This window comes from Pseudomonas imperatae, from assembly GCF_057128625.1.
Window position 1 is genome coordinate 24,703 of record NZ_JBSKHP010000041.1, and the last position, 11,709, is coordinate 36,411.

An 11,709-nucleotide genomic window follows, 5' to 3' on the forward strand; every position below is an offset into this window, starting at 1 on the left:
CGGCCCCCGTTCCCCAGTTCAACCGGAGATCCGGCGATGAATGAAGTAACCATGGCCCTCGGCTATGTGATGTGCGTCCTGCACCAGTTCTGGCAGCAAGGCGTGGACCGGCCGCTCGAGGTGGGCACGCTGATCGAGGTGAGCCGTTCCGAGCGAAACAATCTGGTCGCTGGCCAGGTGGCCCGCGATGCAACCGACGCAGAAATCGCGCACTACCGGGGCTATCCGCCCCCTAGTGATGAGGAGCCTCTCGATGCAACCGAAGCCATTGCCGCGCTGGGTGCGGCGCAAGCCCAACTCGCCACGGTGGCAGACGCCGCGAAGAACCTCGAGGCGCAGGTCGAGGATCTGCAGAAGGTCAATGCAGAGCTGACCAAGGACCGCGACGAGCTGCTCATCGAGGTCGGCAATCTCAAGACGGCCAACGCTGCCCAGGCTAAGGCGCTCGAAGCTGCGACCAAAAAGGCGGCCGCTAAGGGTGCGGCATGATTGGCGAGGACGACCTTGCGTCGTTCTTTGACTCCGACGAGTTCGGCTGCACTGCGCGGCTGATCGAGCCAGATCGGGAGCCCCGGGATGTCGACGGAATGATCGGGGCGCCGGTTGCCAGGGGCGGCATGTATCGCGCCGGACGCGATCCAAACGCCGCGACTACCCGTGCCAAGGCGCAGCAGCTGCATTTGCAGATTCCTACCCGGGAGCTTCCGGAGCTCTGGAGCAAGGCAAAGGTCGTGCTCGATGGTCGGGAGTATGGAATCGCCGACGCTGAGCCGCTGGGCCGGATCCGCACGCTGTTGACGCTAATCCCCTGGGCTGATCGTTCGGCACCTGCAGGAGCACAGAGCAAATGGCAGGCTTCTCGCTCGATTTGAATGCTGAGGGCTGGGTAGACGTTGAGCTCATTGTCGGGAGGGCAACCAAGCAACTCGACTTGGCTGCCGCTCGAGCACTGAGGAAAACGGCAAGCTGGCTCCGGACGCATAGCTCGAGGGAGATCTCCCGCGAGCTGCGAATCGCGCAAAGCCCGATCCGGCACCGCTACAACGTCTATTCCCAGGCCACGGCCAAGGCGGTCAAGTTGTGGGTCGGCTTGAAGCCGATCAGCGTGCATTACCTGGGCGTGCCAAAGCAGAACAGCACGGGCGTAAATGTTGGGCACCGCCAGTACGACGACGCATTCATCTCCCCCATGAAAACCAAGTATCCGCTCGTGTTCCGGCGTAAGGGTCGCGAGCGGTTGCCGGTTGCCCGAGTTATGGAGGACTGGGAGCAGGAGGGTTTGAGCACCCTCGAGCGCTGGGAGAAGCGGGCGCAACGTCAATTCGTTGAATACTTTGAGCAGGAGGCGCGCAATGTCTTTTCGAACACTCGATAAGACCTCGGATCTGTATTTCGCAATCGCTGATGCGATCCGCGCCGAGGGGCTGGGGGTCGAGGTCGCCAACTATGACGACTTTGATTTTGAGGGTTCGGTGGGTGATGCCACGGTGCTCATCGAGATCGAGGGCACGGGCCCGCGCTGCAGGAGCAATGACGGGCGCTATGTGCGTCTCGTGACTGTGACGCTTCACGCGGTTGTGGGGCGCACCCGTGGGCATTCCGCCCTAGAGGCGACCAACCTGGCCGGGCTGCTCGAGCAGATGGTCGACATGAACCGCTGGGGTTTTCACGGTCGCCAGTGCGAGTACCCCGAGGACATCCACTGCGGCCCGTCCATCTATCAGAGGGGTCGCGAAGGGTACGACGCCTGGGGCTGTACGTTCCGCCAGGCTATCGCCCCGGGCCCGAGTAAGGTGCCAGACGATCCCCTGCTAGGGATGCCGCTGGTGGCCTTCAAGTGGGAGGTGCCATCGGTTGATGTCCCTGAGGCCTATAAGCCGCTCGAGGCGCTGGGATGATCCAAGGGATGATCGAGCGGGCCATGGAGCCCCTGGTGCAACGGATCGCCGAGATGGAGTCCGAGCTCGAGGATCTGCGACGTCGCGCGGACAACCACAACCGCATCGGCACCATCGACAGCGTCGACGCTGCGGCGGGTACGTGCATCGTCTCCCATGGCGAGCTCAAGACCCCGCCCGTGAAGTGGTTCAACCCATCGGCCGGCGAGGTCAGTGAAACCCGCGTTCCGTCGCCTGGTGAGCAATGCGTCCTCATCAACTACGGCGGGGGCGACGGCGGGGCGCACACGGCGGCGCTGTGCGGCCTGACAAGCGACAAATACCCCGCGCCATCGGCTAAGGCAGAAGTGCGCAAGCAGGTCGCCCCGGACGGCTCCTCGAGCAGCTACGACCACGAGTCTAGCGAATTTGAGTGGGTCAACGGTCCGGCGATGGTCAAGGGCAGTCGTGAGGTCATCGAGGTGATGCTCGGCGGGGTGGGATTCAAGATTGACTCCGGGGGCTTTCATGTCCTCGGCCCGCTGCTCGATCACAACGGCACAAACGTCGGTTTCGACCATCAGCACACCAACTCCGGAGGCAGTGGCCTCGGCGGGATACCTCAATGATCGGCCTGACCTCTCAGGGCGTAGCCGTAGACGACTGGCTGCAGTTCACCGAGCGCGCCAAGCGGGTACTTACCACCCCGCTAGGCACTCGGCAGAAGCGGCCGGAGTTCGGTTGCAAGTTGCCAACGCTGCTCGCCAAGAACCTTGGCGACGGCACTTTGATCCTCGCGCAGAGCTATGTGGCAGAGGCTTTCTACAACAAGGCGAACGGGGTCACTGACTTCGAGCCTGCCACTGTCGTAGCTTCGCGGCGCACCGAGGGCGCGGGCCTGGTGCTGCAGATCTCGGGCACCTGGCGCAATCGAAAAATGGTATTTGAGGTGGACCTATGAGCTCGGCGCTTATTCCTGGGCAAAACATTCTGGCCGAGCCGGAAATCGTCAAGGTCCCGGCCTTCGAGGCCCTCCTCGAGGAGTTCAAGGCGTTCGTGGTCGGCTATGTGGCTGTCAAAGATGCGGCAATGGCGGCCAGGCTGCAGGCCAGCCTCGAGAACGAGGCCGAGCTCGTGACGATGCTGCTGGAGGCCTTCACGGTGCGCCTGCAGACGCACTCGCGGCAATACAACGCCAAGATCAAGCAAATGCTCGCCTGGTGGGCTGAGGGCAGTAACCTCGATGCCAGGCTCGCGGACATGGGCCTCGAGCGCCAGGTTATCTCGGAGGGAGATCCAAGCGCGTTCCCGCCGGTTGAGCCGGTCTATGAGAGCGACGAGTCGGCCAGGATTCGCTACTACTTGGCGCCGCACGCTCCTGCAGGCGGATCAAGGCTGCACTACCGGCGCGAAGTGGTGACGCTGGGCGAGCGCGCTGCAGTAGCCATCGAGGTTCCGTCGCCCGGGGTTGTGGTGGCCACCTACACATTTTCACCGGATGGCAATGCCGCCAAGGTCAAGGACGGCAACGGGCGACGAACTGCGCCGGGGGAGGTCGCCGTAACAGTCCTGGGGCGCGAGAACATGGGTGTTCCCGACGCCTCGTTGCTTGCTGCAGTTCGCTCGCACTTTGCGCGTGATGATGTGGTGCCGGAAACGGATAGCGTCACCGTGCAGCCTGCGGCCATCAAGACGTACAAGATTCGCGCGGTGGCCTACATCAACAAGGGGCCTGACACGAGCCTAGTGCGCGCCTCGGTCATCAAGGAGCTGCAGGCCTATGCCGATGACTGTCACATCTTGGGCGGTCGCGTAGAACCGAGCTGGATCGACTACCAGCTGCACAAGGCGGGAGCTGTTCGCCGCGACTTGCTCGAGCCACTCGAGCCGATTGTCACGACTGACAGCCAGGCGCCTTATTGCACTGGCATCGAGCTCGAGGTCAAGACGCTATGACGGACTACAGCGAGGAGCGGCGCTATAGCCTGCTCCCGGCGAACCGGGCTCGCCTCGAGGAGGGGCTTGACCTGGGCTTTGCTCGGCTGCTCGAGCAGATCATCCCGCCATTCCCCGAGCTGATGAACCCTGCGGCGGCTCCGGCCGACTTCCTGTCGTACCTGGCCACGGACCGGGGCGTCGAGGAGTGGGATGCGGACGCGACGGAGTCGGAGAAGCGCTCGATGGTGGCCATGTCCTGGCCGACCAAGCGCCTCGCCGGCACCACGGCAGCGATCAAGAGCGCGCTAAAGGGGATGCAACTGACGGCGGATGTCTTGCCCTGGTACAAGCAGACGCCAAAGGGTGCGCCCTACACCTTCGAGGTAGTTGCCTGGGTAAACCAGAACCGAGGCGACGGGCGCACGATCATTACTGACTCGCTGTTTCCCCGGCTCATCACCGCAATCGACGCGGCAAAGAGCGAGCGCAGTGGCTACGCCCTCAAGGTTGGAGCCCTGTTCTCCGGAGGTTGGCGGCTGGCCAGCGCTGCACAGGCGCGCAGTCTGGAGCGCCGAAGCCTGAGTCCTCAGGCGGTGCAGCCGGACGACGCGGCAAACGAGCTGGTACTCGCCAATGCGAGCGAGATGCGGGCCATACATCACCATTCCGCCGACGCTGTCGGCGTTCCCATTGAAGCCGAAAGCCCGATCGCCGTTGCCAATGCCGCCCAGGCGCGCAGCGTTGTTCGGGTGACCATGGAGGCCGTCTATCTATGACTACGCCGCTACAGCCGGTTATCACCACTGCGGGCCTTGCGGCCATCTGGCGGGCTGATAACACGGGCATTGCCGCCCAGATTACCCATATCGGGCTTGGCACTTCCGGCTATACGCCGAACAAGACGCAAACTGCGCTGAGGACGCGAAAGGGCCTGTATCCGGTATCGGACGGGCAGAAGCTGAGCTCGACCCTGCTGCACCTGACGGCTGTCGCTGATGACGCTCTCGAGTATTGGGTCAAGGAGGTGGGCTTCTACCTGTCAGACGGCACCCTGCTCGCTGTCTGGTCTGACCCGGCCGGAGCCCTGGCCTACAAATCGCCTACCGCGCAGCTCTTGCTCGCCTACGACCTGTCGCTCTCGGCGCTTCCTGCTGACAGTGTGACCATCACCTCGACGGGTGCAGGGCTCAATCTGAGCCTATCAGAGCAATTGGCGGCGCTGGCCTCGGCGCAAATTGCCGGGATGCTGCGCGGCGTCAAGGTTCAAGAAACGCTTGACGAGCAGGCCAAGCGAAACCAAATCGAAGGCCAGCAAATCGCCGCTTTGATGGATCGAATGCAGACCGCTGAACTTCGACAAGGCGCTGACCACGACGATCTGTTAACCGCCATCGCCGCTAACGCGACGGCGCTGATCGGGCTGCAAAACCTTTTTTCTAAAACCACTCTTGGAGTTTGATTCGTATGAGTCTCGAAACGCAAATTGCCGACTTGGTGACGGCCACTAATGCCCTGATCGCCACTTTCAACGCCAAAAAGGCCAGTATTGACTCTGCTGTTGCAGCGGCCATCGCGGCGGCACCTGAAACGCTCCGCACTTGGTACGTCGACCAAGTCAACGGACTGGACACCAACGACGGTAAATCGGCAGCGACGGCTTTTCGGACGCTTGGTAAGGCGATGGCTTCGACGCCCGCCTTTGGCGTTGCCACGGTGCAACTGATGTCCGACTACACCTTCAACGAGGTGACTACTCAAATCCCCGCGAACGTGGTGGTGGTGGGTAACGGCGCGGTGCGCAATTTGTATCCGAAGTATTACCAAGTACTCAGTTCGGACGGGGTTACCAGTCAAACCGTAATGGGTGGTATTCAGCTGGTCACTCAGGCCTGCAATATCGAGTTTCGCAACTGCAATCTCGTGCTGCCGAGCAGCGCTGGCGTTCTGCCGGCTCCAACGGTTAACCGCACCACTGGATTTGTGCGGACCAACGGCACCGGCAACGTGCCGCCGTTCCTGGGCGTGGCCTTTTCCAGTGTCGCGGTCAGCATGGCCGCCGACTTTATCGGCTCGCTGATCGGCGCGACGGTGGCCTCTATCTCCCTGACTGCGATCAACTCCACGTTCCCAAGCGGTTTTGGCGGTAAGTTCATCGGCGGCATTGCCAGCGGCACCCTGCCGAAAGACACCTCTAACGTCATGAGCAATATCAGCGCGCTGTAAGCCGCTGAGTTCACTTCCAAGGGTAAAAGACATGCAAACCAAAAACCTGAACGTGGTCTACCTGGGCCAGTCCTACGCCGGATTTGATTTTTCCGGCTTGCCCCTGGCGGCGGCCCTGATCGTCGCTACGCGACAAATCGACGAGGCGTCCGACGCCGCGCGTACCGCCGTGCTGGGCGATCCTCTGCGCGCCGTGGAATATGGGCGCGCAGCGACTGAGGCCCGCGCCTTTGCTGCTGCCGGCTATACCGGCGCCATGCCCCCAACTGTGCAAGCCTGGGCCGACGCGGCCGAGCTGGAGCCTAAGGCCGCCGCTGACAGCATTATTGCCGAGGCCGATGCCTGGCAGGCGGCGCTGTATGCGATCCGCAAGGCGCGCCTCAAGGGCAAGCAGCGGGTGCTCAAGGCTGTCAGCCATGAGGCCGCCGAGGCGCTGGCTGACGAAGCGATCGCGGCCATTCGCGCCAGTATCGAGGGCGTCGGCAACGCCGCCTGATCTGTCCCCCACGAAACCCTCCCGGCCGCTTAGCGGCTTTTTTTGTGCCTAAGGAATTTGCATTTTGAATCGAACCAACGTCGAGCATGCCGTTATCGGCCTGCTGATTATGGGTCTGGTCTGGCTCGGGTTCGCCCTGCTGGGCGTGGTCAATGGCCAATGGATCGGCGCCGCTGCCGGCGTCGCCTTCTTTTTCGGCCGCGAGTACACGCAGGCCGAGCGCGAGGTCGCCAAGGCGCTTGGCGTGCCCCTGGTCGCGCTGCGCTGGTATGCCGGCCTTGACTTCCGAACGTGGTCGCGCGACGCGCGGCTCGACTTGTTGTTCCCCCTGATCGCCTGTCTCGCCGCCGCCCTTCTGGTACCGCGCCTTGTCGTGCTGCTGACGCTGCTGCTGTGACGCGCGCCATCGGTTGGTAACCCCCTCATTTCCCGAAGGCCGCCGCGTGCGGCCTTTCTTGCTTTCGGAGACACCCCATGGCAGCCCGCCAAAAATACACCGTTGTTGTGCCCTTCCCGAAGGGCAATGGCCACTGGAGCGCGGAAGGCGAGGAGCTCGAGCTCCTCGATGTCCAGGCTCACGCGCTGGTAACAGCAGGCCGCTTGCGCCTGGCCGCCGAGCCTGTAGAGAAGGTCTCGAAAACCATCAAAGCCACCACTGAAAAGGCTGAATAAGCATGCCAAAGGTTACTAATTTCGAGCACAACGGCGTTACGCTGCAGACCAGCGAGTCGCCAGAAGCCATTGGCGGCTTGGGTAATAACGTTGTCTGCCTGGTGGGCACTGCGCCGAATGCTGACGTGAGCATCCCGCGCAACTCGCCGTTTCGCATCAACAACTTCACCGCCCAAGCGCTACTGGATACCACGGGCGCCGAGGCTGGCACGCTGTTCCAGGCGGTCTACCAGATCCTCAAGGTCACCAAGGTCCCGATTTACGTCATCGTTGTCGAGAAGGGCACCACTGATGCGCTGACCCAGGCCAATGTCATCGGCGGCGTCGATGCGGCCTCCGGGCAGAGCAAGGGGATCGCGGCCATTCCGCTCTGCCAGGAGCTGCCGACCATCATCGGCGCCCCGGGCTTCTCGTCGATCGCGGCGGTGCATAGTGAGCTCGCGTCCATGGCCTCGCGGATCCGCTGCCGTTTCGTGTTCGATGGCAAGGACGTCACTGTCGCGGGGCAGGTTACCAATAGCGAGAGCCTTGGCGGCGAGGGCTACGAGCGCGGCTACATGGTTCACCAGATGCCGGCAGTCTATTCCAAGGCGGCCCTGGGCAATGTGTTCCTGCCGCCCTCGGTTCTGGCAATCGCCCATATGGCCAAGCGCAAGCAGTGGGAGAGTCCGGGCAACCAAGTCACCTACGCGCAGGACGTGTCGCGTACCGTTGAATACATCATCAGCGACGCCAGCACCGAGGGCGACCTGCTGAACAGCTACGGCGTGAGCTACTACGCGCGAACTGAGCTGGGCGGATTCTCCCTGATCGGCAACCGCTCGGTCACTGGCAAGTTCATCAGTTTCGTCGGCCTCGAGGATGCGCTCTCTCGGAAGCTCATCGCCTCGGCGCAGAAGGGCATGGCGCAAAACCTCACCAAGAAATTCATGCAGCAGGAGGTGGAGCGTTACAACACCTGGCTGCAGGGCTTGGTGGCCGACGAGACCATCCCGGGCGGATCGGTCTATCTGCATCCAGATCTCAACACCGTCGAGAAGTACAAAAACGGCACTTGGTTCGTAGTGTTCGACTACGGCCGCTACTCGCCAAACGAAAACATGGTCATGCAGCTGAACGCTAAAGACTCGATCATTGAAACCTTCTTGGAGGACGTTCTCTAATGTTTACTAACCGCGTTCGGCAGATCATCACTGCCACCCTGCAGGGCCTCCCGCTGATGGCAACCATCGAGGAGTTCGAGCCGCCGAAAATCGAATTCGAGATGGAGGACATGCGCGGCGGGCGTTTCGTGTCCGAGGAGATGGCGACAGGCCTGAAAGCCTTGAGCGCAAAGCTGACCCTGCAGGGCATCGGTCTGCCGATCTTTACTGCCTTGGGCGTGGGCGGCGGCGATGCGATCATGCTGACCGTCGAGGAGGCCGGCGAGGATCAGGACGGCAATGAGTGGTTTGCTTACTACGTCTGCGCTGGAAAGCTCAAGATGCAGGAGGACAAAACCCTCAAGATGAAGGACAAGCCGGTCACCATTCTGGAAATCGCCCTGCGCAATTACAAGCGCCTCGAGAACGGCGTCCCGGTTGTCGACATCGACACCCGCACGCAGACCGTCGTCATCAACGGCGTCGACATGATTAAAGGCGCCCGTCGCCTGGCCGGCATGGTCTAAGACGGCCTCGCTTCCCGTTCCCTGAAAACCGCCCAATTGGGCGGTTTTTTCTTGCCTAAAGGATTCTGAAAATGCGCCAGCCAAAGCCCTGGACCAACCTCTCTCACGCCCTCGTTTTCCCGATCGACATCGAGGGTGGCGATCGCATCACCGAGATCGTTCTCAAGCCATTCACTGTGGCGCAGCATCGCGCGGCATTGGTCGAGGCGGGAAAGGACGAGGACGCCCGCTATGAGGCGTTGCTGCGCCTGGCTAGCGGTTTGCCCGAGGAGCACGTCGACCTGCTCAAGCGCCCCGACTATATCTCGCTGCAGGCGCTCCTGCAGGAGTACATCAGTCTGCCGGCGACCTACTTTCAGGAGATCAAGCTCGAGGATCCTGATGATGCACCGCTTCTGATCCCGATTAAGGGCATTGGCCGCACTATCGAGCGCGTGACGATCGAGGCGCCAGCGGTCCGCGTGACTAAGGCGATGGGCAAGCTCAAGACGGACGACGACCGTGCGGACTTCATTAGCGCGGCCTGCACCGGCCTGCCGGCGCAAGTGCTGCAGGGTATGGCCATCCCTGACTGGACCCAGCTGCAGATGAGGCTCGACGATTTTTTAAACCGTCCGGCCTCCTACTTTCAGCCAACGACCTCGAAGTAATTCTCGATGTCGTGCCTCTCGCGTACCACGTCGGCGAGGCGGAAATTCTGGAGTGGGATGCCCCTAGGGCAATGCGCCGGTATGAGCTCGCCATGATCCGGCTGGGCTCTGGCAAGAGAGAGGGTTAGGGCATGGGTGCCGAGTCAAAATATTCGCTGCGCCTGGCCGCCGTCGATGCCTATTCGGCCACGTTCGGCGACTTCAAGCAGAAGGCGGGCGGGCTTCAAGATGTAATGAAGCTGCAGCAGGCCGAGCTTAAAAAGCTCAACGATGCCGCGCGCTCTGCCGAGGGCTATACCCGCCTCGGCGAGAAGCTCAAAGCGACCCGCACGGCCCTCGAGGCGGCCCGCATCGAGCAGGCCAAAACCTCTCGAGAGCATGCCACGGCGGCGGCCAAGGTGGCGCAGCTAACGGCCGAGCAGAAACAGGCTGCGGCCTCGCTGAAAGCATTGGGCGCCTCGAGTGAAGCAACGGCCGCGCAGGTGCGCGCTGCTACGGCCGAGGAGAGCAGGCTCGCACGCGAGCTCAAAACCGCCACGGCAGAGCTCGGGCGGCTGGATCAGGCCCAGGACAAGGCCACGGCCGGGGTGAAAACCCTGCAGGCTGCCCAGCGCGGCCAGGTCAACGAGCTGCGCACGTTGAAAGCGAGCCTTTCCTCGGCCGGCGTGGATACGGGCAAGCTGGCTGCAGAGCAAAAGCGCCTCGAGGCCGCAACCGAGTCGGCCAACGCGGCGCTTGCTGCTCAAAAGGCCAGGCTCGAGGCCGTGAAGGGTGCGCAGCAGCGTATTGAGGCGAACCGGGACAAGCGCGGCGACTTGCGCGGGCAGATGGTCGAAACTGCTGCTTTGGCGTATGTGGCGAGCCGGCCAGTGTCTCAGGCAATGGACCTTGAAACGGCCATGGCTGACGTCGGCAAGGTCATCAACTTCGAGGAAGGCGGCAAGGAGGCTATGGCCTCGGCTAACTTGAAGCTGGCGAGCGATCGGATGATCGCCTCCTCGGGCATGACGGCGCTCGACCTGGCTAAGATCGAGTATGCGGCAGGTCAATCGGGCATCGGCAACGAGAACAAAGACAAGGATGGCAATGTCGATGTAAAGGCTAAGACGGCCTCGGTCATGGACTTTACTCGCGATGCCGCGATCATGGGCTCGGCCTTCGATATTGATGCGCAGACGGCCGGCGAAACCATGGCGGGCTGGCGGGCCTCGATGGGTCTGGATCGAGCCAAGACGCTCGACCTGGCCGACGCCACCAACTACCTCGGCAACAACTTCAACGCCAAGGCGGCCGACATCGCGTCCGTGGTCAAGCGGTTCGGCGCGGTGGGCAAGGCCTCGGGCCTCTCGCCCGAGCAGTCTGCAGCGCTGTCGGCCGCTCTGCTCAATCCCGGTACCGAGAAGGAAATCGCCGGTACTGGCTTTAAAAACTTCACTTCTGCGCTCGTGGCTGGCAAGTCGGCCACCAAGGGGGAAAAAGCGCAGTGGAAGGAGCTCGGGTTCGATCCTGAGGACCTTGCCGGCGACATGCAAAAGGACGCCCCTGAGACGATCATGCGCGTCCTCGAGGCAATCAAGGAGCAGCCTGTCGAGGAGCAGGCGGCCATTGCCACTAACCTGTTTGGCTCTGAGTCAATTGGCGCCATCCAGCCCTTGCTTGAGAACCTGGGCGAGGTGCGCCGCGCTTTCGGCATGGTGGCGGATAAGAGTAAATACGCGACCTCGGTCATCGGCGAACAAGGCTCGATGATGCAGGAGGCGGCCGGCGTCGCGAACACCTCGCGCACCGGCTGGAATTCGTTCACTGCGCGGCTGACGCGCCTGAGCACGGTTATCGGTAATGCAATGCTGCCGGTGCTCAATGCCGTCCTGACGCCGCTCGGCGGTTTCGTCGACATGGTATCGAGCGCGGCCGAGGCCTTCCCAGGCGTGACGGGCGCCCTGGCTGTTGCTGCTGCAGGTTTGACCGCGCTCAAAGTGGGAGCCCTCGGCCTCAAGTTCGTAGGGCTGCTGTTCGGCCAGGCTTTCAACCGTGGGAGCTTGGCCAGGGCGAAGCTGAACGCAAGCACTGTGGACACTGCGCGGCAGGCAAACGCTGCCGTGGCGCGGCTCAATGCAACGCTTGGCCGGGTCGGTGGCGGGTCTGGGGCGGCCGGCGCGGGCGGCGCTGCGCGATCTAAGGGCG

General features: G+C 62.5%; 17 protein-coding genes. All 17 read left to right on the plus strand.

The features are described from left to right. Positions 1 to 36: 36 nt before the first annotated feature. Entirely contained in the window at positions 37 to 489 is a 453-nt protein-coding gene (locus ACWKWX_RS31120) for a hypothetical protein (protein ID WP_483829774.1), read from the plus strand. Beyond that, a complete protein-coding gene (locus ACWKWX_RS31125) occupies positions 486 to 872 on the plus strand; it encodes a hypothetical protein (protein ID WP_483829775.1) in 387 nt (128 codons plus the stop codon). The genes ACWKWX_RS31120 and ACWKWX_RS31125 overlap by 4 nt, the downstream gene beginning before the upstream one ends. Further along, positions 848 to 1,375: a hypothetical protein gene (locus ACWKWX_RS31130; protein ID WP_483829776.1), complete on the plus strand. Its 528-nt coding sequence runs from the start codon at positions 848 to 850 to the stop codon at positions 1,373 to 1,375. Before ACWKWX_RS31125 ends, ACWKWX_RS31130 begins: the two co-directional genes overlap by 25 nt. Further along, positions 1,353 to 1,898 carry a hypothetical protein gene (locus tag ACWKWX_RS31135; protein ID WP_483829777.1) on the plus strand — a complete coding sequence of 182 codons (546 nt, stop codon included), beginning with the start codon at positions 1,353 to 1,355 and terminating at the stop codon, positions 1,896 to 1,898. Before ACWKWX_RS31130 ends, ACWKWX_RS31135 begins: the two co-directional genes overlap by 23 nt. An 8-nt stretch (positions 1,899 to 1,906) precedes the next feature. Beyond that, positions 1,907 to 2,506 (plus strand): phage baseplate assembly protein V, encoded by a 600-nt coding sequence (locus ACWKWX_RS31140; protein WP_483829778.1) that lies wholly within the window; start codon positions 1,907 to 1,909, stop codon positions 2,504 to 2,506. Then, positions 2,503 to 2,838, plus strand: a complete 336-nt coding sequence (locus ACWKWX_RS31145; protein ID WP_483829779.1) for a phage baseplate protein — start codon at positions 2,503 to 2,505, stop codon at positions 2,836 to 2,838. Before ACWKWX_RS31140 ends, ACWKWX_RS31145 begins: the two co-directional genes overlap by 4 nt. Beyond that, the gene (locus tag ACWKWX_RS31150; RefSeq protein ID WP_483829780.1) at positions 2,835 to 3,833 is read left to right on the plus strand and encodes a baseplate J/gp47 family protein; all 999 of its coding nucleotides are present in this window, start codon (positions 2,835 to 2,837) and stop codon (positions 3,831 to 3,833) included. Before ACWKWX_RS31145 ends, ACWKWX_RS31150 begins: the two co-directional genes overlap by 4 nt. After that, positions 3,830 to 4,591: a phage tail protein I gene (locus ACWKWX_RS31155; RefSeq protein WP_483829781.1), complete on the plus strand. Its 762-nt coding sequence runs from the start codon at positions 3,830 to 3,832 to the stop codon at positions 4,589 to 4,591. The genes ACWKWX_RS31150 and ACWKWX_RS31155 overlap by 4 nt, the downstream gene beginning before the upstream one ends. After that, positions 4,588 to 5,274, plus strand: a complete 687-nt coding sequence (locus ACWKWX_RS31160) for a phage tail-collar fiber domain-containing protein (protein WP_483829782.1) — start codon at positions 4,588 to 4,590, stop codon at positions 5,272 to 5,274. Before ACWKWX_RS31155 ends, ACWKWX_RS31160 begins: the two co-directional genes overlap by 4 nt. A 5-nt stretch (positions 5,275 to 5,279) precedes the next feature. Next, positions 5,280 to 6,038 carry a hypothetical protein gene (locus ACWKWX_RS31165; protein ID WP_483829783.1) on the plus strand — a complete coding sequence of 253 codons (759 nt, stop codon included), beginning with the start codon at positions 5,280 to 5,282 and terminating at the stop codon, positions 6,036 to 6,038. Positions 6,039 to 6,069: 31 nt separating this feature from the next. Beyond that, the gene (locus ACWKWX_RS31170; protein ID WP_483829784.1) at positions 6,070 to 6,534 is read left to right on the plus strand and encodes a hypothetical protein; all 465 of its coding nucleotides are present in this window, start codon (positions 6,070 to 6,072) and stop codon (positions 6,532 to 6,534) included. 64 nt (positions 6,535 to 6,598) lie between these two features. Next, entirely contained in the window at positions 6,599 to 6,931 is a 333-nt protein-coding gene (locus ACWKWX_RS31175) for a hypothetical protein (protein WP_483829785.1), read from the plus strand. 77 nt (positions 6,932 to 7,008) lie between these two features. Further along, positions 7,009 to 7,206, plus strand: a complete 198-nt coding sequence (locus tag ACWKWX_RS31180; protein WP_483829786.1) for a hypothetical protein — start codon at positions 7,009 to 7,011, stop codon at positions 7,204 to 7,206. A 2-nt stretch (positions 7,207 to 7,208) separates the two neighbouring features. Further along, positions 7,209 to 8,369, plus strand: a complete 1,161-nt coding sequence (locus ACWKWX_RS31185) for a phage tail sheath protein (protein WP_483829787.1) — start codon at positions 7,209 to 7,211, stop codon at positions 8,367 to 8,369. Beyond that, positions 8,369 to 8,875 (plus strand): phage major tail tube protein, encoded by a 507-nt coding sequence (locus ACWKWX_RS31190; protein ID WP_483829788.1) that lies wholly within the window; start codon positions 8,369 to 8,371, stop codon positions 8,873 to 8,875. The genes ACWKWX_RS31185 and ACWKWX_RS31190 overlap by 1 nt, the downstream gene beginning before the upstream one ends. Before the next feature lie 71 nt (positions 8,876 to 8,946). After that, on the plus strand, positions 8,947 to 9,525 hold the full coding sequence (locus tag ACWKWX_RS31195) for a phage tail assembly protein (RefSeq protein ID WP_483829789.1): 579 nt from the start codon (positions 8,947 to 8,949) through the stop codon (positions 9,523 to 9,525). 131 nt (positions 9,526 to 9,656) lie between these two features. Further along, positions 9,657 to 11,709 (plus strand): phage tail tape measure protein (locus ACWKWX_RS31200; protein WP_483829790.1); only part of this gene is annotated, 2,053 nt, incomplete at its 3' end.

Coding starts and splice junctions, on each gene's coding strand:
- ACWKWX_RS31120 (WP_483829774.1), top strand. CDS start 37: ATGAATGAAGTAACCATGGCCCTCGGCTATGTGATGTGCGTCCTGCAC.
- ACWKWX_RS31125 (WP_483829775.1), top strand. CDS start 486: ATGATTGGCGAGGACGACCTTGCGTCGTTCTTTGACTCCGACGAGTTC.
- ACWKWX_RS31130 (WP_483829776.1), top strand. CDS start 848: ATGGCAGGCTTCTCGCTCGATTTGAATGCTGAGGGCTGGGTAGACGTT.
- ACWKWX_RS31135 (WP_483829777.1), top strand. CDS start 1,353: ATGTCTTTTCGAACACTCGATAAGACCTCGGATCTGTATTTCGCAATC.
- ACWKWX_RS31140 (WP_483829778.1), top strand. CDS start 1,907: ATGATCGAGCGGGCCATGGAGCCCCTGGTGCAACGGATCGCCGAGATG.
- ACWKWX_RS31145 (WP_483829779.1), top strand. CDS start 2,503: ATGATCGGCCTGACCTCTCAGGGCGTAGCCGTAGACGACTGGCTGCAG.
- ACWKWX_RS31150 (WP_483829780.1), top strand. CDS start 2,835: ATGAGCTCGGCGCTTATTCCTGGGCAAAACATTCTGGCCGAGCCGGAA.
- ACWKWX_RS31155 (WP_483829781.1), top strand. CDS start 3,830: ATGACGGACTACAGCGAGGAGCGGCGCTATAGCCTGCTCCCGGCGAAC.
- ACWKWX_RS31160 (WP_483829782.1), top strand. CDS start 4,588: ATGACTACGCCGCTACAGCCGGTTATCACCACTGCGGGCCTTGCGGCC.
- ACWKWX_RS31165 (WP_483829783.1), top strand. CDS start 5,280: ATGAGTCTCGAAACGCAAATTGCCGACTTGGTGACGGCCACTAATGCC.
- ACWKWX_RS31170 (WP_483829784.1), top strand. CDS start 6,070: ATGCAAACCAAAAACCTGAACGTGGTCTACCTGGGCCAGTCCTACGCC.
- ACWKWX_RS31180 (WP_483829786.1), top strand. CDS start 7,009: ATGGCAGCCCGCCAAAAATACACCGTTGTTGTGCCCTTCCCGAAGGGC.
- ACWKWX_RS31185 (WP_483829787.1), top strand. CDS start 7,209: ATGCCAAAGGTTACTAATTTCGAGCACAACGGCGTTACGCTGCAGACC.
- ACWKWX_RS31190 (WP_483829788.1), top strand. CDS start 8,369: ATGTTTACTAACCGCGTTCGGCAGATCATCACTGCCACCCTGCAGGGC.
- ACWKWX_RS31195 (WP_483829789.1), top strand. CDS start 8,947: ATGCGCCAGCCAAAGCCCTGGACCAACCTCTCTCACGCCCTCGTTTTC.